The organism is Variovorax sp. 10L421 (genome assembly GCF_056395365.1).
In genome coordinates this window covers 21,869-46,230 of sequence record NZ_JBFTJJ010000008.1, presented here as the reverse complement: position 1 = coordinate 46,230, position 24,362 = coordinate 21,869, and the positions used below count along the sequence as shown (strand labels likewise).

The window sequence follows — 24,362 nt, the reverse complement described above, 5'->3', positions numbered from 1 at the left end:
TCGAGTCGTGCTTACTTGCCGGCGCCCAGGTCCATGATCAGGCGCGCCGCCATGTACAGGCGGCGCGGAATGGCACTGATGTCCACGTACTCGGCCTTGTCGCTGTGGTAGCCGAAGCCCGGCAGGCCCAGGCTCTCGATCACCGGCTTGCCCGACAGCGCCGCATAGGCCGCGTCCGTGCCGCCGCCGGTGCGCTCTTCCACGCCGAGGTTGCCGCCGGCCTCCTTGTAGAAGCCCACAGCCTTGTCGACCAGTTTCTTGCCGCCTTCGCCCGCGTTGAAGGCCGGACGGCCGCGCGTGACGACCACCTTGACGTCGGCCTCGGGCAGCTTCTTCTGCTGCGCGCGCTCTTCCAGCGTCTTCATGGCGGCGTCGAAGTCTTCGTTGCGCGCATAGCGCACGTCGGCGTTCAGCGTGGCGCTGGCCGGGATGATGTTCGACACGTTGCCGGCCTTGGCGATGGTCCAGTTGAAGCGCAGGTTCTTCGCCTTGTCGTCGATGTTCATGGTGCGCAGCACGAGGTCGGAGGCCTCGACCAGCGCGTTCACGCCCATCTCGGGCGCGCCTCCCGCATGCGAGGCCTTGCCGGTGATGTTGACCTGCACGTAGGCGATGCCCGAGGTGCCCAGCGAGAGTTTCTCGTCGCCGGCACTGGCGGGCTCGAAGGAGAGCACGTAGTCGGCCAGCTTGGCTTCTTCCTGGATCAGGTCGCGCGAGCCGAAGGAGCCTTTTTCTTCATCAGTGTTGAACAGCACGGTGATGGTGCCGTAGTCGCGCACGCCGTAGTCCTTCAGCAGCTTGAGCGTGTGCAGGATGACGGCGTTGCCGCCCTTGTCGTCGGCGATGCCGGGGCCGTAGGCCTTGTCGCCTTCGATCTTGAACGGCGCCTTCGCGAGCGTGCCCTTCAGGTACACGGTGTCCATGTGCGACATCAGCAGCAGGTTCTTGCCGCCGCGGCCCTTGATCTTGCCGACGATGTTGTCGCCCACCACGAGGCCGGCCGACTTGCTGCGCGTGACCGTGAAGCCCAGGTTCTTGAGTTCGCCCTCGAGGTAGTTGCCGGCGGCGGCGATGCCTTCGGCGTCACCGGTGCCGGTCTCGATGTTGACGAGCTTTTCCAGCGTCTTGATCACCGCAGGCTGCTCGTCGGTGGCGGCCTGGAACAGCACGTTGTCGCGCTTCTGCGCCCAGGCGGCGCTCGCCACGAAAGCGGTGGCCAGCACGGCGGCAATGGCGGTACGGTGGATGGATGGGCGCATGAAATCTCCTGCTCTACGCATTGTTTGAAGTATCCGAACGAAAAAGCCGGCAAGCGCCCGTCCCCCGGGCGCTTGCCGGCCGTTGCTCTTATAGCAATTCGAGTGCCACGGCGGTGCCTTCGCCGCCGCCGATGCACAGCGTGGCCACGCCGCGCTTCTTGCCGCGCGCCTTCAGCGCATGGATCAGCGTGACCATGATGCGCGCGCCGCTGGCGCCGATCGGGTGACCCAGCGCGCAGGCGCCGCCGTTCACGTTGACGATCTCGTGCGACACGTCGAGTTCGTGCATCAGCGCCATCGGCACCACGGCGAAGGCTTCGTTCACCTCCCACAGGTCGACGTCCTTCACGGTCCAGCCGGTCTTCTTGAACAGCTTGGTCACGGCGCCGACGGGCGCGGTGGAGAACCATTCGGGCTGCTGGGCATGCGTAGCATGGCCGACGAGGCGGGCGATGGGCCTGGCGCCGATCTTCTTCGCGTGCGACTCGGTCATCATCACCAGCGCGGCAGCGCCGTCGTTGATCGACGAGCTCGACGCGGCGGTGATGGTGCCGTTCTCCTTCTTGAACGCGGGCTTGAGGGTGGGGATCTTGTCGAGCTTGACCTTGCCGGGGCCTTCGTCGATGGAGATCACCGTGTCGCCGCCGCGGCCCTTCACGGTGACGGGCACGATCTCGTCCTTGAAGAGGCCGGTGTCGGTGGCCTTCTTGGCGCGCTCGACGCTGGCGATGGCAAAGGCGTCCTGCTGCTCGCGCGTGAACTTGTACTTGGCGGCGCAGTCTTCGCCGAAGGTGCCCATCGAGCGGCCCGGCTGGTAGGCGTCTTCGAGGCCGTCGAGCATCATGTGGTCGAAGATGCGGTCGTGGCCCATGCGGTAGCCGCCGCGGCCCTTGAGCATCAGGTAGGGCGCGTTGGTCATGCTTTCCATGCCGCCTGCCACCATCACGTCGTGCGTGCCGGCCAGCAGCAGGTCGTGCGACAGCATCGCGGCCTTCATGGCCGAGCCGCACATCTTGCTGAGCGTGACGGCGCCCGCGCTGTCGGGCAGGCCGCCCTTGTAGGCCGCCTGGCGCGCCGGCGCCTGGCCCTGGCCGGCCATCAGGCAGTTGCCGAACAGCACTTCGCCCACGGCGTCGGGCGCGATGCCGGCGCGCTCGACCGCGGCCTTGATGGCGGCGCCGCCGAGGTCGTGCGCCGAGAGTGAAGAAAAGTCGCCCTGGAAGCTCCCCATGGGGGTGCGGGCGGCGCCGACGATGACGATGGATTCAGACATGGTGGTCTCCTTCAGGAAGGTAAAAACTGAAAGCGGTCGGCATCGACCGCGGCCGATCAAAAATGCGTCGCGTGCCCCTCGTGCTGGAAGCGCTGCGATTCTTCGTACGGGAACACATCGAGCATCTGGCCGGCCTGGATGCGTTCCTTGTGGTGCTGCCAGAAGGCGGCGTCGAGCAGGTCGGCATGGTGTGCCATGAAGGCCTCGCGCACGTCCTCGTTGCCGAGCAGGAAGGGTTCGAAGGTCTCGGGGAACACGTCCTTCGGACCCACCGAGTACCAGACCTCGCCGCTCATCTCGTCTTCCTCGTTGCGCGGCGCCGGGACCTTGCGGAACTTGCAGTCGGTGATGTATTCGATTTCGTCGTAGTCGTAGAACACGACCTTGCCGCCGCGCGTGACGCCGAAGTTCTTCCACAGCATGTCGCCCGGAAAGATGTTGGCCGCCACCATGTCCTTGATCGCATTGCCGTACTCGATCACCGCGTGCACCAGCTGGTCTTTCGCGCGCTTGGCATGGGCCGGGCTTTCCGGGTGGGCCAGCGTGTCGAAGGCTTCCTGCAGGTAGATGTTGAGCGGGATCATGCGGCGCTCGATGTAGACGTGCTTGAGCACCAGCTCCATCTCCCCGTTGCCGTCGCGGTCGCCGATCTCGAGCTGGCTGGGCGCGAACTTCCTGATCTCCTCGATCAGCTCGGGCTCGAAGCGGTCGAGCGGAAAACCCACGTCGCTGTACTCCAGCGTGTCGGCCATGCGGCCCACGCGGTCGTGCTGCTTCACGAGCAGGTACTTGCCCTTGATCTGCTCGCGCGTGGTGTCCTTCTGCGGCGGATAGAAGTCCTTGATGACCTTGAACACGAACGGGAACGACGGCAGGTCGAACACCAGCATGACCATGCCCTTGATGCCGGGCGCAATGCGGAAGCGGTCGCTCGAATAGTTCAGGTGCGAGAGGAAGTCGCGGTAGAACAGCGTCTTGCCCTGCTTGGCGAGGCCGAGCGCGTTGTAGATTTCGGCGCGCGGCTTGCGCGGCATGAGCGAGCGCAAAAACTGCACCCAGGCCGAGGGCACTTCCATGTCGACCATGAAATAGGCGCGTGCAAAGCTGAACAGCATCTGCATGTCGTCCTCGCCGAACAGCGCCGCGTCGATGTAGAACTTGCCGCGGCTGTCGTGCAGGATCGGCAGCGAGAACGCAATCTCGGTGAAGCCGTTCATGATCTTTCCGACCACGTACGCGCCCTTGTTGCGAAAGAACAGGCCCGACAGCACCTGCAGCTGGAAGTTGGCGCGCAGCTTGACCTGGTGGAAGCGGTTGAGGATGACGTGCGCCACGCGCTGCGCATCGCGCCGCTTGTTGGCATAGCTGCCGAGCAGTGCGAAGTCGTCGAGCATCTGCTCGATGGTGTCGGCCAGCGTGTCGGGCTTGGGGTAGTACGGGCGGTAGGTGGGTGCACCGCGCGGCTCGATGTACTCGGTGCTGATGGCCGGGCGCACGAAGATGAAGTCGTTCTGGAAGTACGCGCGGTGCAGGATCTTCGTGGTCACCGAGTTGAAGAAGGTCTCGGCCAGCTCGGGCTGGTGATGGTCCACCAGCAGGCCGATGTAGTGCAGCTTGACCTGGTGCCATACGTCCATCGGCTGTTCGCCGGCCTTGAACTCCTTTTCGAGCCGGGCCACGGCCTCGCTCACGCGCAGGTCGTAGAACTCGATGCGTTCGCGCTGTGCGCGCTGCTGGCCGTGCCAGTCGGCGGTTTCGAAACGGTGCTTGGCGCGTGCCGATTCGGCGCGGAACAACCGGTAGTGCCGGTTGAAGCCGTCCATCATCGCCTTCGCGATGTCATAGGCCAGCGGCGAGTCGAGGCGCTGCGGAAACATGGCGACGCGAGCCGATGGAGGACGGCCGCTCAGGCCGCGGCGGGGTCGGCCGTGCCGTTGGCCTCGGGCTGCGGCGTCATGGCCTGCGCCTCCTGCACCGCCTGGTTCACCTGCGTGCCTTGCAGCGTCAGCGACTGGATCACTTCGCCGGGCTTGCTCCACTTGTAGCGGATGCGCTGCACCGCGGCCTTGTAGACCGTATCGAGCGGCTTGGCGCCGTCGACGCTCAGGCCGAGGTCCTGCAGCAGGCCATCGTGCACGCCGAAGGTCCAGCCGTGGATGCGGACCTTCTGGCCGCGCGCCCAGGCGTCGACCATGACGGTGCTGACGGCCACGTTGACCACCTGCTCGGCGACGTTGAGTTCGCACAGCGCGTCGACGCGCGCATCTTCGGGCAGGCTCTCGAGCATCACGGCGTGGCGGTCGCGCACGTCCTGGATGTGGCGGATCCAGTTGTCGGCCAGGCCGATGCGCGCACCGCTGAGTGCGGCCTTCACGCCGGCGCAGCCGTAGTGGCCCACGACCATGATGTGCTCGACCTTCAGGTGCTCGACCGCGAACTGGATCGCCGAGAGCGCGTTGAGGTCGGAGTGCACCACGATGTTGGCCACGTTGCGGTGCACGAACACTTCGCCCGGCTCCAGGCCGGTGATCTGGTTGGCTGGCACGCGGCTGTCGGAGCAGCCGATCCACATGTAGCGCGGCGTCTGCTGCTTGACCAGGCTGGTGAAGAAACCGGGCCGGTCGCGCTCCATCTGCGCGGACCAGGCACGGTTGTGGGCAAAGAGGTCGTCGAGGTTATCGGTGTTGTCGGGCATAGTCGGCTATTGTCGATGAGTCGTGTTTCAGGCCTTGGCTTCCGCAGACTTGGCTGCCTTGTTCGCCTTTTGTGCCTTGGCCAGGGTGGCCCGTCCCTTTTTCTCGTGCTCTCGCACCTCCGCGAGGTTGGCCTGCAATTCGGTCAGCTGCGCTTCGAGCTGGGCCCGGTGGGTGCCCAGCACGCCGAGGAATCTTTCCAGCTGCGGCACGGTGTCTCGCGGGCTGTCGTACATGTCGAGGATTTCCTTCGCCTCCGTCAGGCTCAGGCCGAGGCGCTTGGCGCGCAGCGTGAGCGTGAGCCGCGCGCGGTCGCGCGCGCTGTACACGCGCTGCAGGCCGGCGCGCTCGGGCGTGAGCAGGCCCATGTCCTCGTAGAAGCGGATGGCCCGCGTCGTGAGGTCGAACTCCTTCGCGAGCTGGCTGATGGTGAAGGTTTGCGCAGGCATGGCGGCGGTGGTGGCGAAAGGGCGTTACGGGGGCGACAGCAGGTTTGCGCGGCGATCCCTACAATGGTGCCATCAACCCATGACGTTTACGTAAACGTCAATCTTACATGAACCTCCTCGAACGTGAACTCCACTACCCCCTCGGCGACACGCTCCCCGAGCCCGGCGAAGCCCTGGAGGTGGCGCCCGGCGTGCGCTGGATCCGCATGCGGCTGCCCTTTGCGCTCGACCACATCAACCTCTGGCTGCTGCGTGACAGCCTCGACGGCGTCGAGGGCTGGACAGTAGTCGACTGCTGCATCGCGCACGACGAAGCGCGCGCGCAGTGGGAGCAGATTTTCGAAACGCAGTTGCAGGGCATGCCGATCCTGCGCGTCATCGTCACCCACATGCACCCCGACCACATCGGCCTGGCCGAGTGGCTCTGCTCGCGCTGGAACGCGCCTCTATGGATCAGTTCCACCGACTACCACGTGGCCCGCGTGCTCAGCACCAATGGCGACACCCTGGCGGGCGGCGATGCGGCCGCGGCCTTCTTCGGCTCGCACGGCCTGACCGACGCCGAGTCGCTCGCCAAGATCCGCGCGCGCACCAACTACTACGCGAACATGGTGCCCTCGGTGCCCGACCGCTTCGTTCGCATGCTCGACGGCGACGACGTCGTGATCGGCGGTCACGCCTGGCGCTGCATCAGCGGCTACGGACATGCGCCCGAGCACATCGCGCTGTACTGCGACGAACTCAAGCTTCTGCTGGGCGGCGACATGATGCTGCCGCGCATTTCCACCAACGTGAGCGTGCACGCGGGCGAGCCCGAGGCGAACTCGCTGCGCCTGTTTCTCGACAGCATCGACAAGTTCAAGGCACTGCCGGCCGACACGCTGGGCCTGCCCTCGCACGGCAAGCCGTTCCGCGGCATCCACCGCCGCGTCGACCAGCTGCAGGAGCACCACCGCGACCGGCTGGCCGAATTGCTCGAAGCCTGCACGGCGCGTGCCCTGACCGCCGCCGAAGGCCTGCCGATCCTGTTCAAGCGCGAACTCGACCTGCACCAGATGACCTTCGCCATGGGCGAAACGGTGGCCCACCTGCACCTGCTGTGGTTCGCCGGCCAGGTGAAGCGCGAACTCGGCAAAGACGGCATCTATCGCTTCGGACCCAAGGCCGCGACGGCTTAGACTCGCCGGATGGACACGCTGGCTCAGCTGCGCGCGGGCCGGCTGGCAGGCGCAAGAAGAATCGATCTCTCGAGCGGACTCACCGAGTTCCCGCGAGAGGTCTTCGCACTCGCCGATTCGCTCGAGGTGCTGAACCTGTCTGGCAATGCACTCGACACGCTGCCCGACGACCTCCATCGCCTTCACAAGCTGCGCGTGCTGTTCTGTTCGGACAACCGGTTCACCACGCTGCCCGAAGCCATCGGCCAGTGCCATGGCCTCGACATCGTCGGCTTCAAGGCCAACCGGATCCGCACCGTGCCGTCGGCCTCGCTGCCGCCCTCGCTGCGGTGGCTGATCCTCACGGACAACCAGATCGAAGAACTGCCCGGCTCGCTCGGCAATTGCACGCGGATGCAGAAGCTGATGCTCGCGGGCAACCGCCTGCGCGCGCTGCCGCCGTCGATGGCCGGCCTCGGGCAGCTCGAACTGCTGCGCATCTCGGCCAACCGCTTCGAGACGCTGCCCGCATGGCTGCCTTCGCTGCCGCGCCTGTCGTGGCTCGCCTGCGCGGGCAACCCCTTCGATACGCAGGCCGAGGACGCGGCGATCACCGCGCAGTCGGTGCCGCACATCGACTGGCGTGAACTGGCGCTGGGCAGGAAGCTCGGTGAAGGCGCATCGGGCGTGATCCATCGAGCCACCCTCGGCGCATCGCAGCAGGTCGCGGTCAAGCTTTTCAAGGGCGCGGTCACCAGCGACGGCTGGCCGCACAGCGAGATGGCCGCCTGCATCGCCGCCGGCGCGCATCCCACGCTGATCGCCGCGCAGAGCCGCATCGACGGCCACCCCGAAGGCATCGAAGGCCTGGTGATGGCGCTGGTCGATCCATCGTTCGCCACGCTCGCCGGGCCGCCGAGCCTTGCGTCGTGTACGCGCGATGTTTATGCCGAAGAAGCGCGGTGGACGTCCGATGTGGCGCTGCGCATCGCACGCGACATCGCGTCGGCCATGCAGCACCTGCATGCGCAAGGAATTCTTCACGGCGATCTCTATGCGCACAACATCCTCTGGCATCCGGAAGATGGCGGCCGGCTCGGCGACTTCGGTGCGGCGTGGATGACGGGTGCGCTCGATTCGGCGCAGGCGCGTGCGTTCCAAGGCCTGGAGATGCGTGCCTTCGGCTGCCTGCTGGAAGAGCTGCTCGAACGCTGCAACGACGCACCGCCGCAGGCCGTGGCGACGTTGAAAGACCGCTGCCTGCAGCCCGACGCGGCGTCGCGGCCTTCGTTCGCCGAAGCCCTGTCCGTGCTGCGGCGAGCACTGCCGCAATGACCCGGCGCCGACCGCCCCAATTGCCGCTGCCCACGCGCGACGGCGTCGGACCGAGCTGTGTGGGCCTGGTCCACGGCCCCTGGCCGACCATTGCCGAATTCCTGATCGAGCGCTTTCCCGCGATCACGCGCGAGGCCTGGCTCGAACGCATCGAGGCGAACGACGTCATCGACGAGCACGGCGTGCCCGTGACGGTGGCGCGCCGTTATCAATCGCCGCTGCGCGTGTACTACTACCGCACGCTCGACAACGAAGCGCGCATCCCGTTCGAAGAGCAGGTCGTGTTCCGGGACGACGAACTGCTGGTGGTCGACAAGCCCCCCTTCGTACCCGTCACGCCCACCGGCAAGTACCTGCAGGAGAGCCTGCTGGTGCGGCTCAAGCGCAAGCTGGCGCTCGACGACCTCGTGCCGCTGCACCGCATCGACCGCAGCACCTCGGGGCTGGTGCTGTTCTCGGTGCGGCCCGCCACGCGCGGCGCCTATCAGCAGATGTTTCCGGAGCGCCGCATCGCCAAGCACTACGAGGCCGTGGTGCCGTGGCACGAAGGCGTATCGTCGGTGCCCGCCACCTACCGCAGCCGGCTGGTCGACGACCACCACTTCATGCGCGTGCGCGAAGAACCCGGCGAGCCCAACTCCGAAACCCGCATCGAGGTGCAAGAGGTGCGCGACGGCCACGCGCTGCTGAAGCTCTCGCCCGTGACGGGCCGAAAGCACCAATTGCGCGTGCACTGCATGGCGCTGGGCATGCCGATCGTGAACGATCCGATCTATCCCGTGCTGCTGCCCGAAGGCGCCGACGACTTCGGCAAGCCCTTGCAGCTGCTGGCCAGGTCGGTCGCGTTCCTCGACCCGGTGAGCGGCGACCTGCGCAGCTTCACGAGCCCCCGAAGCCTGACGCTGACACCGAGGTGACGCCCGCGGGGCGCGGCGCGCACTAAGCTCGTTTCCTGGACCGATCGCTCATTCATTCAGGAGACACCCGCACCATGGACACCACCCAACTCTTCTCGCTGAAGGGCCGCACGGCGCTGATCACCGGCGGCTCGCGCGGCATCGGCCGCATGATCGCCGAGGGCTACCTGGCCCAGGGCGCGCGCGTGTACATCTCGGCGCGCAAGGCCGCGGCCTGCGACCAGACGGCGAAGGAGCTGTCGGCGTTCGGGCATTGCGTGTCGCTGCCGGCGGACGTGTCGACGCTCGAGGGCGCGCAGGCGCTGGTCGATGCCTATGCGAAGCACGAAGGCTCGCTGGACATCCTGGTGAACAACGCCGGGGCCGCCTGGGGCGCGCCATATGAAGAGTTTCCCGAGAGCGGCTGGGACAAGGTGGTGGACCTGAACCTGAAGACGCCGTTCTTCCTGACGAAGGCGTTGACGCCGATGCTGAAGAAGGCGGCCACGGATCACCTGGCGAAGGTGATCAACATCGCATCGATCGACGGGATTTCCGTGAATCCGCAGGAGACGTACTCGTATGCGGCGAGCAAGGCGGGGCTGATCCAGCTGACGCGCCGCATGGCGTTGCGGCTGGCACAGGACCGCATCGCGGTAAGCGCGATTGCACCCGGCGCATTCGCCTCCGACATGAACAAGGACGCTCGCGACCACGGGGACGAGGTCAAGGGCCGCATCCCCGCGGGGCGCATCGGCACACCGGAAGACATGGCGGGCGCGGCCATCTACCTTGCCTCTCGGGCTGGGGACTATGTGATGGGGTCGACGCTGGTGGTGGACGGAGGCGTTACGCACGCGCGCTGAGCGTGCCCGAGAAATGCCTCAGGACCAGCGGGGAACCGCTTCGTCCTTGAGCTGCTGGCGCAGCAGGTCGTAGTCAGGCATCACGCTCCCGACCGTTTCCCAGAAGCGGTGCGAATGGTCCATCACGCGCAGGTGGGCCAGTTCGTGCGCGACCACATAGTCGATCACGGGCATGCGGAAATGAATGAGCCGCCAGTTGAGCCGGATCGACCCGTCCGCGCTTGCGCTGCCCCAGCGCGTGGCCGCGTTCGACAGCGACAGCTTCTGCCAGCGCACACCGAGCAGCGGCGCGAAATGATCGAGCCGCTCGATGAACAGGCGCCGCGCCTGCCGCATGAGCCAGGCCTGTGCCGCATCGCGGATCTGCGAAGGCGCAGCATTCTGCGCCACCGCCAGCCGCAGGATGCGCGGCCCCGTGCCGTCACCGGCATCGAGCGTGCCGCCGACGCTGGCGAAGCCGTGCTTCGGGTCGAGCTGGATCACCACCGGCTCGCCGAGGAACGGAAACCCGGCCCCATCCCTCCACTCGATGCGCGTGGCTTCGACGCGCGCATGACGCTGCTGCGTTTCAGCGAGCTTGCGCAGGATCCAGTCGGACTTCTCGTGGATGGCCACATCGACATCGCGCAGCGCCACCCATCGCGGCGCGCGCACCGACAGGCCTTCGGCACCGACGAGAAAGCCGATGGTCTTGCGCTTGCCGCGCTTGAATTCGTAGGCCACGCGCGCAGAGCCGAGCACCACCTCGCGGGTGGCTTGAGGGTGCGCGAAGTTCGCGAGCGCCAGCGTCTCGGCAAGCGGAACCGCCGGCGGCGAGGGCACGGCGTGTTCATCGTCCGGCGCCGAAGGCGCCATGGAGTGAGGAGCAAGAAGAGTCGCCGGCGGTGCCGCAGGCTTCGGCTTCTTCGCCCTGCGCGGCCGCGCCGGGACGGGTGCCGGCGACGCGAACTCGCTGCCAAGCCCTTCGAACAGGTCCATCGTGAACTGAAGCAGTCGCCCCATGCCAGGCTCTCTGTTCCTCAGCTCACCGCTTCTTGCGCAGACTGCGGGCTGTCGACATAAGCCTCGGGATCGAGGCGGCGCATCTCGGCCTCGATCCAGGCCTCGACCTCGCGCATCAGCTCGTCGGGCTTGCGGCCCACGCTCGAAATGGCCGGGCCGATGGACACGTCGACCACGCCCGGGCGCTTGATGAAGGCCTTGCGCGGCCACACCTTGGCCGACGTCACCGCAACGGGAATCACCGGTACGCCGGTCTCGCAGGCGAGCCGCGTGCCGCCGCTCTTGTAGGTGCCCTTCTGCCCGCGCGGGATGCGCGTGCCCTCGGGAAACATGATGATCCAGATGCCCTGCGCAAGCAGCTTGCGGCCCTGGTTCACCACCTTGTTGAAGGCCTGCGCGCGCTGGCTGCGGTCGATGTGGATCATGTCCAGCCGCGCCATCGCCCAGCCGAAGAAGGGCACGTAGATCAGCTCCTTCTTGAACACGTAGGCCAGCGGATGCGGCATCAGCGTGGGCATCAGGAAGGTCTCGAGCGTGGACTGGTGCTTCACCAGCAGCACCGCGCCCGCGAGCTTGTCGGTCGGCAGGTTTTCCATGCCGCTCACGCGGGTCTTGATGCCCAGCAGCACGCGCGCGCCGCCGATGGCCCAGCCGAGCCAGCGCTCCGCCATCCAGTAGAGCGGAATGCCACGCTTCCACAGCGAGCTGACGCACATGATGATGCCCCAGGGGATCACGGTGACGAGCATCCACAGTGCGTGGAGAACGGAACGAAAAAACGCCATCAGACAGTCACCTGCAGTGCAGCCCGCGCTTCGCGCGCCAGCAAAAAATCAACAAAAGCGGCGAGATCGTCGTGGACCAACGTGTTCGCCGGATATTCGGAAGGCAGCGGATCGATGCCGCGGCAGGCCGCCCCCATGCCCGTGAGCAGCAGGTGCGGCTCGCAACCGGCGGCCGCGCCCGCCTGCAGGTCGCGCAGGCTGTCGCCGCAGGTCGGGATGCCCTTGAGGTCGATGCCGTAGCGGTCGCCGATCTGCAGGAACAGGCCCGGCTTGGGCTTGCGGCAGTCGCAGTCCTCGTCGGGGCTGTGCGGGCAATAGAACACCGCATCGACCTTGCCGCCCACCGCCGCGAGCATCTTGTGCATCTTGGCGTGCATTGCATTGAGCGAGGCCATGTCGAACAGGCCGCGGCCCAGGCCCGACTGGTTGGATGCCACCACCACGTGCCAGCCCGCATGGTTGAGCCGCGCCACAGCCTCGAGCGCACCAGGCAGCGGCGTCCACTCGATGTCGCTCTTCACGAAGTCTTCGCGGTGCACGTTGATCGTGCCGTTGCGGTCGAGGATGACGAGTTTCATGACGGTGCCGCCCATGGTGGTGTTGCCGTAGGAATGTTCAGACGGCCAGCCGCTCGAGCTGCGCCACCCGGTTCATCGCGGCGTGCAGCGACATCAGCAGGCCGAGCCGGTTCAGGCGCAGGTCGGCCTGTTCGGCGTTGACCATCACGCCGTCGAAGAAGGCGTCGACCGGCTCGCGCAGCGCGGCCAGCGTCTGCAGCGAGGCGGTGTAGTCGCCGGCCTCGAATTGCGCGTTGGCGGCGGGCACGACCTGCGCCATGGCCGCATGCAGCGCCTTCTCGGCCGGTTCGTGCAGCAGCAGTTCGCTGACGTGCGCGTCGGCCTCGGGGGCCTTCTTGAGGATGTTGCCGATGCGCTTGTTCGCGGCCGCCAGCGCGGCGGCGGCCGGCAGGGCGGCGAAGGCGCGCACGGCGGCCAGCAGCTTGGGCACTTCGCCCAGGCGCTGCGGGCGCGGTGCCAGCACGGCTTCGACTTCCTGCGCGCTGGCGCCCTGCTCGCGCAGGGAACCGGCGAGCCGGTCGTAGATGAAATCGACGACCTGGCTCACGTCTTCCGCGGCCTTGTGCAGCGGGAACTGCCCCGTCTTGCCGATGGCGTCGTCCAGCACGGTGCGCGCGGCGCTCACCAGCTTGCTCAGATCGAGCGGCAGGTCTTTCTCGACCAGCATGCGGATCACGCCCAGCGCATGGCGGCGCAGCGCGAAGGGGTCGCGGTCGCCGGTGGGCAGGTTGCCGATGCCGAACATGCCGACCAGCGTCTCGAGCTTGTCGGCCAGCGCGACCACGAGGCCCACGCTGTTGCGCGGCAGCTCGTCGCCGGCGAAGCGCGGCTTGTAGTGGTCTTCGATGGCGTCGGCCACCGAGGCGTCCAGGCCGTCGTGCAGCGCGTAGTAGCGGCCCATGGTGCCCTGCAGCTCGGGGAACTCGCCGACCATGTCGGTCACGAGATCGGCCTTGGCGAGTTGAGCGGCCTGCGTGGCGTGCGCGGCCAGCGATACATCGCCGAGCTTCTCTGCGATGCCGCGCGCGATGTGCATCACGCGCTGCACGCGCTCGCCCTGCGTGCCAAGCTTGTTGTGGTAGACCACCTTGCCCAGCGACTCGACCCGCGAGGCCAGCGACTTCTTGCGGTCCTGGTCGAAGAAGAATTTGGCGTCGGCCAGGCGCGGGCGCACGACGCGCTCGTTGCCTTCGACGACCGCGCTCGCATCGTCGGGGCTGATGTTGCTGACCACCAGGAACTTGTTGGTGAGCTTGCTCGACGCATCGAGCAGCGGAAAGTATTTCTGGTTGGCCTTCATCGTGAGGATCAGGCATTCCTGCGGCACTTCGAGGAACTCGCGCTCGAAGCTGCAGACCAGCACGTTGGGGCGCTCGACCAGCGCGGTCACTTCGTCGAGCAGCGCATCGTCGTGGATGGGTACCGAGCCGCCGCCGACCTCCACTGCCGCCGCGGCCAGCTGGCGCGCGATTTCGGCGCGGCGCGCCTCGAAGCTCGCGATGACGGCGCCGTCTTCCTGCATCTGCAGCGCATAGCTGTTGGCATCGCGCAGCGCGACCGGATCGACCGCCGCCTCGAAGCGATGGCCGTGCGTCTCGCGGCCGGCCTTCAGGCCCAGCGCCTCGATGGCCACCACGGTGTCGCCGTGCAGCGCGACGAGGCCGTGCGCCGGTCGCACGAAGCTCACGCTGGTCCAGCCGGGCAGCTCGCTGCCTTCTTCGAGCTGGTAGCTCATGACCTTGGGAATCGGCAACCTGGCAATGGCTTCGGCCAGCGCCTTCTGCAGGCCTTCGGCCAGCGTGGCGCCCTTGGCGGTGCTTTCGTAGAACAGGGCTTCGGCCTTGCCGTCCATGGCGCGCTTCAGGCCGGGCACGGCGGAAGCATCGGCGCCCAATGCGCCCAGGCGCTTGAGCAGCGCGGGCGTGGGCTGGCCCGATGCATCGAGGCCCACAGCCACGGGCATGAGCTTTTGCGACACGGCCTTGTCGGCGGCGCGCTCGGCCACGTGCGTGAGGTGCGCGGCCAAGCGGCGCGGCGAGGCATAGGCAGTGAGCACGGCGCCGGATGCGGCGAGCCCTTGCGCCACGAGCTGGTCGCGCAGCACGCCGGCAAAGGCATCACCGAGCTTCTTCAGCGCCTTGGGCGGCAATTCCTCGACAAACAGTTCGACAAGAAGGCTGGCAGACGACATGGCTCAGAGCGTTGTTGGAAATGGGCCGCGAGCGGCACCGGTCACGGGCACGCAGCGAAGCGGCACCGTGGAGGGGAAAGAAGAAAAGACCGAATTCATGCGGCAACGGCGCCGTGGCGCCGCTCCACGGATCGACGCGCAACCAGCGCGAGCACCGCGGCCGCCAGCAGCGGCGCCCACACGGTGGCCATCTCGTTGAACAGCACCTGCGCACCGCGCGGCGAGAAGAACTTTTTCAGGGCGATCGGCGACACCTCGATGGGCCGCCATGGACTGAAATAGCGCACGTCGCTGAACGGCCAGAAGAAGGCGATGCCGATGCCGCCGTTGGTCAGCATGTCCAGCAGCGGATGCGACACGGTGCACAGCGCAATCCACGCCCAGCCCGCCGCCCGGCGCATGCCCCAGCGCGGCGCGAGCCACCAGCCCGCAAGGCCCAGCAGCAGCGCGAACACCAGCGTGTGCGTGAAGCCGCGGTGGCCCGCCATGCCGCCGTAGGCGATGCCGAGCTTGAAGGCCAGGCCGTCGAAGTCGGGCGCGAGGGACGCCAGCATGCCCGCGAGCAGCGCCGGCACCGGCACGCGCCGCGTGCCCAGCGCAATGGCTGCGCAGACAGGTACGGCGACGTGGGTGAAGACGGTGGGCATCGGGCGTGCTGTGGTGTATCAGGCCGGCTTCCTGGGCGGCATTTGCGCGACCCATTCGCGCGGCGCCATCGGGAAACCAAGGCGCTCGCGGCTGTCGTAGTAGCTCTGCGCCACGCTGCGCGCGAGGTTGCGGATGCGGCCGATGTAGGCCGCGCGCTCCGTCACGCTGATGGCGCCGCGCGCGTCCAGCAGGTTGAAGCTGTGGGCAGCCTTGAGCACCTGCTCGTAGGCCGGCAGCGCGAGCTGCTCGGTCATGAGGTTCTTGGCCTGCTTCTCGTGCGCGGCGAAGGCGGTGAACAGGAACTCGGCATCGCTGTGCTCGAAGTTGTAGGTCGACTGCTCGACCTCGTTCTGCTTGTAGACGTCGCCATAGCTGAGACCATCCGTCCACGTGAGGTTGTAGACGTTGTCCACGCCCTGCAGATACATCGCCAGGCGCTCCAGGCCGTAGGTGATTTCGCCGGTGATCGGCTTGCAGTCGATGCCGCCGACCTGCTGGAAGTAGGTGAACTGTGTCACCTCCATGCCGTTGAGCCACACCTCCCAGCCAAGGCCCCAGGCGCCGAGCGTGGGGTTCTCCCAGTCGTCTTCCACGAAGCGGATGTCGTTCTTCTTCAGGTCGAAGCCCAGCGCTTCGAGACTGCCCAGGTAGAGCTCGAGGATGTTGCTTGGCGCCGGCTTGAGCACCACCTGGTACTGGTAGTAGTGCTGCAGGCGGTTGGGGTTCTCGCCGTAGCGGCCGTCCTTGGGGCGGCGGCTGGGCTGCACGTAGGCGGCCTTCCAGGGTTCGGGGCCAAGCGCGCGCAGGAAGGTGGCGGTGTGCGAGGTGCCCGCGCCCACTTCCATGTCGTACGGTTGCAGCAGCGCGCAGCCCTTGTCGGCCCAGTACGACTGCAGTTTGAGAATGATTTGTTGGAAGGTCAGCATGGCTCTGCGTGAAGGCGGCCGCCCGGCGGGAGAAGGACCCGCGGCGCAACGAACCGGCTATTTTACGAGGCAGTGGGCGGTCAGGAGCGGCCCGCTATGCTCGACCTCCCCTTTGAAACCCCTGCCGACACGCCGTGATTCGCCTGCGCCTGCCGTCCGCCCGCCCCGCCCATGTCCGTTGAAGATGCCGCATTGATCGCTCTGGGAGAGCGCCTCGGCGCCCAGGCCTGGCCCGGATTCCTGGTTCTTCTGGTGATGCTGACCGTGGCCGCCGGCCTCGCGGCGTGGGGCTTCGAGCACCTGCGGCGCCGGCATGCGGCGCAGCCCGAGCCGGGCGCCGGACTGCTGTTCGGCGGGCTGGCCATTGGCACGGCGTCTGTGATCGCGCTGGCTTGGCTGTTCGCCGAAGTGGCGGAAGGCCTCGGCGACGGTCGGCCCATGGGCCTGCTGGACGAGACGATCAGCCGTGCCGTGGGCGCGCACACGCCGCCGGTCGTGAGGGAGGCGTTCTCATGGCTCACCCACATGGCCGACCCGATCGTCGCGGTGCTGGTGTGCGCCGGCGTGGCGGTGGCGCTGTGGCTTCGCGGGCGCCGCGGTTTCGCGGCTGGCTGGGTCGCGGCCATCGCCGGCAACGGGGTGCTGAACCACGTGCTCAAGCTCATCTTCGAGCGCGCTCGGCCGGTGCACGACTTCGGCTTCGCGCAGGTGTCGGGCTATTCCTTTCCGAGCGGCCACAGCTCGGGCTCGATGGTGCTCTACGGCATGCTGGGCTACTTGGGGCTGCGCATGCTGCCGCCGCGCTGGCGGGTGCCGTCGGTGATGGCGGCAACGGCAGTGGTCGTCACCGTGGCCTGCAGCCGAATCTTCGTGCGGGCGCACTTTCCTAGCGACGTGCTCGCGGGGCTGTGCTCGGGCGGTGCCTGGCTGGCGATCTGCATCGCGAGCATCGAGTACGCACGGCACCATCGCGGCAAGCAATAGAGGAGCTGGCGGAGGCGGCCGCCGCCGGGCCGCCCCAAGGCGAGCCGCGCCTCCCCCTCGGGGGGTGGCGAATTACACGCCGCGAAGCGGCGTGAAAAGCCGGGGGGCTCAATACTCCCAGAAGATGCGCTGCAGTTCCTTGGTGTTGTTCGTCTTGGTCAGCGCGACCATCGCCAGGATGCGCGCCTTCTGCGGACGCAGGTCGTGCGCCACCACCCAGTCGTACTTGTCGTCGGGCTGCTCGGCATTGCGGATCACGAAGCCGTCGGGCACGCGGGCGCTGCGGATCACGATCACGCCGTCGGCGCGCGCCTTCTGCAGGTTCGGCACGATGCGGTCGGCCACCGAGCCATTGCCCGTGCCGCCATGGATCAGCGCCTTGGCGCCGCTCTTGGCGATCGCGTCGATGGCCACCGACGACACGCCTTCGTAGCCCATCGCGATCTCGACCGGCGGCAGCGCGTTGATGCTGTCGATGTCGAACTCCGAGTTCATGGTGTGGCGCTTGACCGGTGCGCGGAACCAGTAGTTCCTGCCCTCGACGATCATGCCCAGCGGACCCCACTGGCTGGAGAAGGCGTTGGTCTTGATGTTGACGTTCTTGCTCACGTCGCGGCCGCTGTCGATGTTGTCGTTCATCGTCACCAGCACGCCCTTGCCCATCGCGTCCTTGCTGCCCGCCACGTTCACCGCGTTGTACAGGTTGAGCGCGCCGTCGGCCGACAGCGCCGTGCCCGGACGCATCGAGCCGACGACGATGATCGGCTTGCTGGTGTGCACCGTCAGCGTCAGGAAGTAGGCGGTTTCTTCGAGCGTGTCGGTGCCGTGCGTGATGACGATGCCGTCCACGTCGGCTTGCTTCGACAGCGCCGACACGCGCTTGGCCAGCGTCAGCAGGTTGTCGTTGGTGAGGCTTTCCGATGCGACCTGGAACACCTGTTCGCCGCGCACGTTGGCCACCTTGGAGAGCTCCGGCAGGCCGGCGATCAGCTTCTCGACGCCGACCTTGGCGGCCGCGTAGGTGGCGCTGTTGACGGCCGAGGCGCCGGCCCCGGCGATGGTGCCGCCGGTGGCGAGGATCACCACGTTGGGCAGCGCCTGCTGCGCCTGCGCGAGCGCGCTGGCCGCCAGCATTGCGGCGCCGGCCGCAAAGGCACGGAAACGGGGAGAAAGGTACATGGAGAACTCCTGTGTTGAGGTGGAATCTTTCGAGGCGGCGAGGAAGATACATGAATCGTGCCGGCATGCCCTGCGCGTTCATGCCGGCATGGCATGTGGTCATGCGCGAGGGATTACCATCGGCCGCGCGCACCGCGCCTTCCCGCCATCATGACTGCCGATCCAGCCGCCCTCCCCGTTTCGACCGCCCAGGAAATGCCCGCCCCCGACGGCCCGCTGTCGCGCGCGCGGCCCGGGCGCGAACGCATCATGGCGGCGATCCGCGCCGCGGCGGTCACCGAGTTCAGCCTGCACGGGCTGAAAGGCACCTCGACCCAGGCCATCGCAGCGCGCGCCGGCCTCACCAAGCCCCAGCTGCACTACTACATCGCCGGCAAGGAAGAGCTCTACGAAGAGCTGCTGATGCAGGTGCTGCATGCGTGGAAGGTGGTGTTCTCCTTCGAGGACGCGAGCGACCCGGCCACGGTGCTCGGCGGCTACATCCGCAAGAAACTCGACCACGCCTTCGACAGCCCCGAGATGTCGCGCATCTTCACGCGCGAGATCCTCGACGGCGGCCGCAACCTCGACCGCTACTGGCCCAACGCACGGGCCTGGACGCAGAAGAAGATCGACGTGATCAACGGCTGGATCGCGCGCGGGCAAATGCGCCCGCTCGACGCGCGCATCCTGCTGATGCACATCTGGGCCATGACCCAGAGCTATGCCGACTACGCGATCCAGACGCGCGTGATGCTCGGCCTGCCGCCCGACGCGCCGATCGATCGCGAGCCGATCGCACGGGAACTCGTGGCCTTCGTGTTGAACGGTTGCGGCATCGAGGGCTGAGCGGACCGCTCATTTCTACAGCCCGTGAACAATCCACGCGCCCGCCGCCGGGTTGCGCAGGCTCAGCGTGTTCTCACCGAGATTGGAAAAACGGTACTCGCGCCCGCCGAGCATGATCGACTTCATGTTGGTCCAGACGCGGTATTGGTAGCCCTCGGCGGTCGGCGTGACCTGCAGCACGCGGAACACGGGCGGCACGGTCACGGTGATGCGCAACCGCGCCGTCGCGGCATTGCTCCCAGAGCCGTTGTCAGCCACGCACAGCATTGGCGCGAGCAGCAAGGCGGCCAGCGCGCCGCGCCCCGAGTGAAGCCAGCTTCCCGTCATAAGGCCCGATCCCTCGTAAGAACATGGGGGCCGGGCGCTGCATGGGCGCCCGATCTCCGGATATCGGCAGCAACGGGAAGAAATATAGGCCGGGAACGGCTTTCTTGCTTGGGTCTTTGCTAGCGGTCCTTCTGGATCGCGAAATCGGACACGGCGGTGCCGCGCACGCGGATGTCGACGCGCTGCGTGGACGAACCCGGGCTGCTCCAGGGCAGGGGCAGGGTGTCCTGGACCAGTTCGACCTCGTGGCTGCCGCCGGCCACCGACGGGAAGCTGTAGAAGCCCTGCGCATCGGTCTGGGTCACGTAGCGGCGATCGATGCGCACGGTGACGCCGCCCACACCGCCCTCGTTGGCTTCGCGCCGGCCGTTGTTGTTCTGGTCGAAGAACACGCGGCCTTCGAGCCGGCCGTCGCCGAGGCCTGGCGCGCCGCCGATGGGGGCGCTGGCCGAGCCGGCGCGGCCTTCGTAGCGCAGCACCAGCATGAACGAGCGGGTGGAAGGCACGATCAGCGTCGGCTGCAGCGTGGCGGCCGTGAGGGCCGAGACCACCGCGGGGTCGAGCGCCTCCTGTCCGCGCGACGCGGTGGCCTGGGTGATGAACGACCAGCCGCGGCCCAACGGCCAAGCCAGCCGCGCGTTGGCGCTGAGAAAGCGCGTGCTGTTGCCGCCGAGACCGTTGCTGCCGCGCAAGCTCAGGTCGAGCCTCGCACCGGCCACCAGCGGAGTCGTGCCGAGCACGCCCCAGTGCACGGTGCGCAGGCTGCCGCCCGATCGGTTCGATTGCTCGACGGCCAGCGAAGTCGAGAACGTCTGCGCCTCCCCGACGCGCCAGGCGTGGTCGATGCCGGTGCGCAGGACGCGCAGGTCGACGCCGTGGGCCGCGTCGGTACGCCATTGTGTATAGCCCCAGTCGGACTGGTGCTCCCACGTCACCTGCGCCGACTGCGCGGCGAAGGAGCCGCTGCGTGCCGCCACGTTGCCCGAGACCGCATCGCGCGAATCGAAGCGGTAGCGGCCGAACATGTTGGCGTAGAGCGAGCGGCGCTGAGTGCCGCTCACGCTGTCGCTCAGTTCGACATTGCCGCCCAGTTGCCATTGGCGGGTGGAGATGTCGCCGCGCCACGAGGCGCCGCGCAGATTGTTGGGCAGCGTGTCCGAGCCCCAGCGCAGCGAAGGCTGGAAATAGAACATCGAGGCGCTCTGCTGCAGCCAGTCGGTGCGCCAGGCCGCGTCGAGCCAGCCGCCTGTGGCCGAGTCGAAGGGCGCTTGCGAAGACGCGTCCGACGGTCGCCCCGCGCTGTGCACGAGGTTGGCCTGCACGCGCATGCCACCGATGCGGTCGCCGATACCACCGGTGCCGCTGCCGATCGTGTCGGCCCAGGGCGCGAGGCCCTGCCACGAGACTGCGCTCCACAGCGTGCGGGTATCGCGCGCGTATCCGGTCAGGCCGCTGGTGTTGACGTTGCGCGCCTCGACGAACTGCACCGCTGCGTCGGTGCGCCCCAGAGCCATGGGGCCGTCGCCGCCAGCGATCTGCGTCTGCGCGCCGACGCTGGCAGCCGTACCGCGGCCGGCCGAGAAGCCTTGGAACGCCAGCCCGTCGAAGTAGCCGAGCCGCCCGGCCGAGGCATTGAACTGCGTGCGGCCCGGCTGCTCGATGCTCACGGACGCGCCCTCGATCGGCAGGCTCGGCAGGAACACCCGGCCGATGCCGCGCGCCAGCGGCGTGCTGCCCATGTTGATGTTGCCGACCGAACTGTTGCCGAACCAGCCGCCGTCGAAGGGCATCGCGCGCTGATCGACGCGCCAGGTGCTGCCGTTGCGTGCGGTGAAGGGCACCACGCTGTACGGCGAGCCGCTGCTGCCGAACACGCCGTAGCCGTACACCGGTGCCGGGTTGCGGTTCAGGTTGAGGTTGGCGGAAAAGGCGCCGTAGTTGGGCGTGTCGAGGAAACCGGAGAAGGTCAGCGTCTGGCTCTGCGTCTTGACGGCGCTGTTGCTCTGCCGGTTGGATTGCAGCTCTGCGCTCCAGCCGCGCGGCCAGCCGGTGCTGGGTTCTTCGGCCTGCGGGGCCTCGGGCACGACGGGACCCTCTTCGAGCACGCGATCGACATACGCGGCGGCGACGGCCGATGGCGGGTTGCCCGCCGTTGCCGGCACCTGGGCCCACGCACCCGCGCCGGCCAGGGCAGTGCCCGCGCCGCAGAGTCCTAGCGCGGTTTGCAGGGCCCGCTTCCTCATTGACCGAAGCGTTCGTTGACTTTGAATGAGCCGCTCTTGCCCCATTCGAGCGAGCCGGTCACGGTGACCGGAAAGCGCACCGTGACGGCCGCATCCGTGTCGCCAGGCCGGGTCGCGGTGAGCGCAATCTCGCGTGTCTCGCCCGGCATGACCGGCGTGGTGGCAGGCTGGAATTCGAGCCGCGCGCCGCTGGCATCGGTGCCGTTGAGGAAGCCCGCGAGCCGGCCGTGCGCCGTGCCGGTGTTGCGGATGCGCAGCACCGGCAGGTCCTTGCCGTTCACGGTCTTCACGGCAGTGCCGGCGATGTCGAGCACGGGCTGAACATCGCCGATCGCCACGTAGGCGATCACGCCGATGCGCGCGGCCATCGCCACCGGCGTGCCGGGCGCGTTGGTGTGCTCCTTGCCTTCGATCAGCACGGCGAAGCGGCACTCCACCGGCGGTGTACCGGCCGGCGGCGTGACCTCGAAACGGTAGCGATAGGGTTTGCCCGCGGCGATGCTGAGTTCGCGGCGCTCGATGGCCACCCAGGGCCGGCAGCTGCCCGGCGCCAATTCGTCGCTGAAGTCGACCGAGCCGTCGGGCTTGAGCGTCCAGTCGGCGGTCTTGAAGGTGTACTCGCCCTGTCGAGCGTCCGAGTGGCTGAGCTCGATCACGTCGCGCACGCGCTCGCCGGGCTTGCCGCTCAATTCGAAGCGGGGGGGCGAGACGGCCAGCGCGAACTGGGCCTGCGCGCCGGTGCCCACGAAGGCGGCCGAGGCGGGGAATGCCACCAGCGCCAGTACGCGCAGGAGGCGGGAAGAAAAGCCGATCGCGCGCTTCATGGCGTCATCTCGATCTCGAAGTTGAATTGCAGCGACTGGGCGCGCTCGAGCGCGCGTCCGTCGGCCGTGAGATTCAGCAGGATGGTTTCCTGCAGGAAGGGTTCGCGCACGATGCCCTCGAAGACCAGCACGCGGTCGCCGCCGCGCATGGAGCCCGGCAGCAGCCGGCCCTGGGTGCGCCAGGTGGCGACCAGCCGTTCGTTCTCGGTGGGAGCCAGCAGCATGTAGATGCGGGCTTGGCGCATCACCCACTGCGACAGGTTCAGGCGCAGCGCGACGGAGACCTGTCCCTCGACGGTGTTGTCCGCAACGCGGCCGGGCACGGGCTGGCGCCAGCGCATCGGCGTGACCGGCTGGCCGACCACCGTGCCGGTGTCGTCGACGCGGTAGGTGGCAGCGCCGGCCTGTGCGGCAAGCAGCGCCAGCAGGGCAACGGCGAGCGCGCGGCGGGCGTTCTTCATGGGGCCGTCAACGTGTAGGTTGCGGTGCCGGTGAAGGTGCCGGACGGCACCATGCCGGGATTGGTGTAAGTGAACAGCAGGCAGCTTTCCGACCAGGTGTTCTTGGCCACGGAGACCAGCGTGAGCAGGGTGCTGCTGAACGAACCGCTCGGAATCTCCGAGTCGTACTGGCCGCTGCCGGTGCCGGTCCAAGAGATGGTGCTGAATGGAATGGTGGCGCTGCCGCTGGACAGGTTCGCCGGCGTGCTCACGGTCAGCGTCGCGCTGTTGTTGGAAGAACCGGTGGTGCGAAAGAAGCTGCCGACATAGACCTTGCCTGCAGGGGTGCAGTAGGCCGCGCCGTCGATCGGGCTGGCCATGACGGTGCTGTCGGTGTTCATCGTCTGCGCGGCGGCGCCGGTGAACAGCGCCGCCACAGGCACGGTCACGGTCACGTTGTTCTGCGTCGAGTTGTTGCCGGCAGAGTTGGGGTTACCCTGAGCCATGTTGCCCGCGCCGACTTGCAGGTACAGCGAGCGCGATGCAGAGGCAATGCCCACCGTGTAAGCGTGCACAGGCATCAGCGCGCCGAAGGCGGCCACGAGGCACGCCGCGAGACGGAGCTGTTCGAAGGAGGGACGGCGCAATGTCAAGGGGTTCTCCCGAGGCTGGAAAAAAGGCGGCGCCAGGCCGCCTTTTTTCCATGGCGACGGCGCAGGATCAGGGCGAGGTGAGCGTGTAGGTCACGACGCCGTTGTTGGCCACCGTGGCACCGTACGTACCGGGCGCGTAGACGCCGGTATTGTCGTACGCGAAGGTCCACTTGCTTTCCTGGCGCACCACCGTGTTCACCGAAGTGAAGGTCGTGGCGGTCGGACCCGCGCCCGAGGTCGTGCTGAAGGCCGGGTGGGTGATGGCTGCGTTGGTGAAGCCGGCGGTCATGCCGGCGGTGAGCGGCGCCGCCGTCACGGTGATGGCGCTCCAGGGGATGGTGCTGCTGCCGTTGCTCAGCTGGCCGGTCACGCCGGATTTGAGCGACAGGTCGCCGGCATTGCCAAGCACGCGAACCGTAACCGCGCCCGCACCCAAATCACCGCCCGTGCCGGCGATGGTGCCGCCCGCGCCGACCGATGCGCCCGGCACCGTGAAGGCCAGGTTATCGACCGTGCCCACGGTGCTGAAGTTGGTACCGGTACCGACCTGCAGATACATCACGCGCGGAATCGTCACCGTGAAGTTGAGGCGCGCCGTGGCGGTCAGCGTGCCCGATGCCGCGCTCACGAAATTGGACTCTGCTTGCGCAGCGAAAGGAAGGGCGCCTGCGATGGCTGCAACCAGGAGTAGTTTTTTCAAGATGAGCTCTCGGTGAATCGAATGGTTGATAAAGAAAACGAAACTGAGGTCCAAAGTTCACATTTTTGGAAATGTGGATTTTAGTTAACAATTTATAAAAAAGGTGCGTCGATGTTACGTAAAGAC

Annotated in this window: 24 protein-coding genes; 6 read left to right on the top strand and 18 right to left on the bottom strand. The window is 67.4% G+C overall.

The window, feature by feature from the left end; genetic code table 11:
- Window positions 1-11 precede the first annotated feature (11 nt).
- From AC1DFC_RS13065 to AC1DFC_RS13045, 5 genes are all read right to left on the bottom strand, one after another.
- Entirely contained in the window at window positions 12-1,259 is a 1,248-nt protein-coding gene (locus tag AC1DFC_RS13065; RefSeq protein ID WP_007838712.1) for a glutamate carboxypeptidase, read from the bottom strand.
- Window positions 1,260-1,347: 88 nt separating this feature from the next.
- On the bottom strand, window positions 1,348-2,532 hold the full coding sequence (locus AC1DFC_RS13060; protein WP_478179364.1) for an acetyl-CoA C-acyltransferase: 1,185 nt from the start codon (window positions 2,530-2,532) through the stop codon (window positions 1,348-1,350).
- Between the two features lie 56 nt (window positions 2,533-2,588).
- The gene (gene aceK, locus AC1DFC_RS13055; RefSeq protein ID WP_478179363.1) at window positions 2,589-4,409 is read right to left on the bottom strand and encodes a bifunctional isocitrate dehydrogenase kinase/phosphatase; all 1,821 of its coding nucleotides are present in this window, start codon (window positions 4,407-4,409) and stop codon (window positions 2,589-2,591) included.
- A gap of 29 nt (window positions 4,410-4,438) precedes the next feature.
- Complete coding sequence (gene can / locus AC1DFC_RS13050) at window positions 4,439-5,227, bottom strand: carbonate dehydratase (RefSeq protein ID WP_007836166.1); 789 nt, start codon at window positions 5,225-5,227, stop codon at window positions 4,439-4,441.
- 27 nt (window positions 5,228-5,254) lie between these two features.
- Window positions 5,255-5,674, bottom strand: a complete 420-nt coding sequence (locus AC1DFC_RS13045) for a MerR family transcriptional regulator (protein ID WP_007836165.1) — start codon at window positions 5,672-5,674, stop codon at window positions 5,255-5,257.
- 107 nt (window positions 5,675-5,781) lie between these two features.
- Here AC1DFC_RS13045 and AC1DFC_RS13040 point away from each other — a divergent pair, with 107 nt between their 5' ends.
- The 4 genes from AC1DFC_RS13040 (at window position 5,782) to AC1DFC_RS13025 (ending at window position 9,928) form a co-directional block, all read left to right on the top strand.
- Window positions 5,782-6,852, top strand: a complete 1,071-nt coding sequence (locus AC1DFC_RS13040) for an MBL fold metallo-hydrolase (RefSeq protein ID WP_007836164.1) — start codon at window positions 5,782-5,784, stop codon at window positions 6,850-6,852.
- 9 nt (window positions 6,853-6,861) lie between these two features.
- Complete coding sequence (locus tag AC1DFC_RS13035; RefSeq protein WP_478179362.1) at window positions 6,862-8,166, top strand: leucine-rich repeat-containing protein kinase family protein; 1,305 nt, start codon at window positions 6,862-6,864, stop codon at window positions 8,164-8,166.
- On the top strand, window positions 8,163-9,083 hold the full coding sequence (locus tag AC1DFC_RS13030; protein WP_413315562.1) for a pseudouridine synthase: 921 nt from the start codon (window positions 8,163-8,165) through the stop codon (window positions 9,081-9,083). The genes AC1DFC_RS13035 and AC1DFC_RS13030 overlap by 4 nt, the downstream gene beginning before the upstream one ends.
- 74 nt (window positions 9,084-9,157) lie before the next feature.
- Window positions 9,158-9,928, top strand: coding sequence for an SDR family oxidoreductase (locus tag AC1DFC_RS13025; RefSeq protein ID WP_056515878.1), 771 nt, complete (start codon window positions 9,158-9,160; stop codon window positions 9,926-9,928).
- Between the two features lie 18 nt (window positions 9,929-9,946).
- On the opposite strand, the gene AC1DFC_RS13020 is transcribed toward AC1DFC_RS13025, so the two are convergent.
- The 6 genes from AC1DFC_RS13020 to glyQ all read right to left on the bottom strand — a co-directional run bounded on the left by AC1DFC_RS13020 (window position 9,947) and on the right by glyQ (window position 16,058).
- Entirely contained in the window at window positions 9,947-10,930 is a 984-nt protein-coding gene (locus AC1DFC_RS13020) for a M48 family metallopeptidase (protein ID WP_413334970.1), read from the bottom strand.
- 17 nt (window positions 10,931-10,947) lie between these two features.
- The gene (locus AC1DFC_RS13015; protein ID WP_007836158.1) at window positions 10,948-11,715 is read right to left on the bottom strand and encodes a lysophospholipid acyltransferase family protein; all 768 of its coding nucleotides are present in this window, start codon (window positions 11,713-11,715) and stop codon (window positions 10,948-10,950) included.
- Complete coding sequence (gene gmhB, locus AC1DFC_RS13010) at window positions 11,715-12,308, bottom strand: D-glycero-beta-D-manno-heptose 1,7-bisphosphate 7-phosphatase (protein ID WP_007836157.1); 594 nt, start codon at window positions 12,306-12,308, stop codon at window positions 11,715-11,717. Before gmhB ends, AC1DFC_RS13015 begins: the two co-directional genes overlap by 1 nt.
- Before the next feature lie 22 nt (window positions 12,309-12,330).
- A complete protein-coding gene (glyS, locus tag AC1DFC_RS13005) occupies window positions 12,331-14,484 on the bottom strand; it encodes a glycine--tRNA ligase subunit beta (protein ID WP_478179361.1) in 2,154 nt (717 codons plus the stop codon).
- Between the two features lie 95 nt (window positions 14,485-14,579).
- Window positions 14,580-15,131, bottom strand: a complete 552-nt coding sequence (locus tag AC1DFC_RS13000; RefSeq protein ID WP_478179360.1) for a metal-dependent hydrolase — start codon at window positions 15,129-15,131, stop codon at window positions 14,580-14,582.
- 18 nt (window positions 15,132-15,149) lie between these two features.
- Entirely contained in the window at window positions 15,150-16,058 is a 909-nt protein-coding gene (gene glyQ / locus AC1DFC_RS12995) for a glycine--tRNA ligase subunit alpha (protein ID WP_007836152.1), read from the bottom strand.
- Between the two features lie 171 nt (window positions 16,059-16,229).
- Between glyQ and AC1DFC_RS12990 the strand changes: the two genes are divergently transcribed.
- Complete coding sequence (locus AC1DFC_RS12990) at window positions 16,230-17,042, top strand: phosphatase PAP2 family protein (protein ID WP_478179359.1); 813 nt, start codon at window positions 16,230-16,232, stop codon at window positions 17,040-17,042.
- 108 nt (window positions 17,043-17,150) lie between these two features.
- Here AC1DFC_RS12990 and AC1DFC_RS12985 read toward each other — a convergent pair whose 3' ends face one another.
- Entirely contained in the window at window positions 17,151-18,221 is a 1,071-nt protein-coding gene (locus tag AC1DFC_RS12985) for an asparaginase (protein ID WP_007836147.1), read from the bottom strand.
- Between the two features lie 150 nt (window positions 18,222-18,371).
- Here AC1DFC_RS12985 and AC1DFC_RS12980 point away from each other — a divergent pair, with 150 nt between their 5' ends.
- Entirely contained in the window at window positions 18,372-19,049 is a 678-nt protein-coding gene (locus AC1DFC_RS12980) for a TetR/AcrR family transcriptional regulator (protein ID WP_157609054.1), read from the top strand.
- Window positions 19,050-19,064: 15 nt separating this feature from the next.
- Here the strand turns inward: AC1DFC_RS12980 and AC1DFC_RS12975 are convergent, their stop codons facing one another.
- The 6 genes from AC1DFC_RS12975 to AC1DFC_RS12950 form a co-directional block, all read right to left on the bottom strand.
- Window positions 19,065-19,376, bottom strand: coding sequence for a hypothetical protein (locus AC1DFC_RS12975; protein WP_413315569.1), 312 nt, complete (start codon window positions 19,374-19,376; stop codon window positions 19,065-19,067).
- Between the two features lie 119 nt (window positions 19,377-19,495).
- The gene (locus AC1DFC_RS12970) at window positions 19,496-21,619 is read right to left on the bottom strand and encodes an SdrD B-like domain-containing protein (protein WP_413334962.1); all 2,124 of its coding nucleotides are present in this window, start codon (window positions 21,617-21,619) and stop codon (window positions 19,496-19,498) included.
- Window positions 21,616-22,443 (bottom strand): COG1470 family protein, encoded by an 828-nt coding sequence (locus tag AC1DFC_RS12965; protein WP_413334961.1) that lies wholly within the window; start codon window positions 22,441-22,443, stop codon window positions 21,616-21,618. The genes AC1DFC_RS12970 and AC1DFC_RS12965 overlap by 4 nt, the downstream gene beginning before the upstream one ends.
- Complete coding sequence (locus AC1DFC_RS12960) at window positions 22,440-22,904, bottom strand: hypothetical protein (protein ID WP_413334960.1); 465 nt, start codon at window positions 22,902-22,904, stop codon at window positions 22,440-22,442. The genes AC1DFC_RS12965 and AC1DFC_RS12960 overlap by 4 nt, the downstream gene beginning before the upstream one ends.
- Entirely contained in the window at window positions 22,901-23,536 is a 636-nt protein-coding gene (locus AC1DFC_RS12955) for a hypothetical protein (protein WP_413334958.1), read from the bottom strand. Before AC1DFC_RS12955 ends, AC1DFC_RS12960 begins: the two co-directional genes overlap by 4 nt.
- Before the next feature lie 67 nt (window positions 23,537-23,603).
- Entirely contained in the window at window positions 23,604-24,236 is a 633-nt protein-coding gene (locus AC1DFC_RS12950; protein WP_413334957.1) for a hypothetical protein, read from the bottom strand.
- Between the last annotated feature and the right edge of the window lie 126 nt (window positions 24,237-24,362).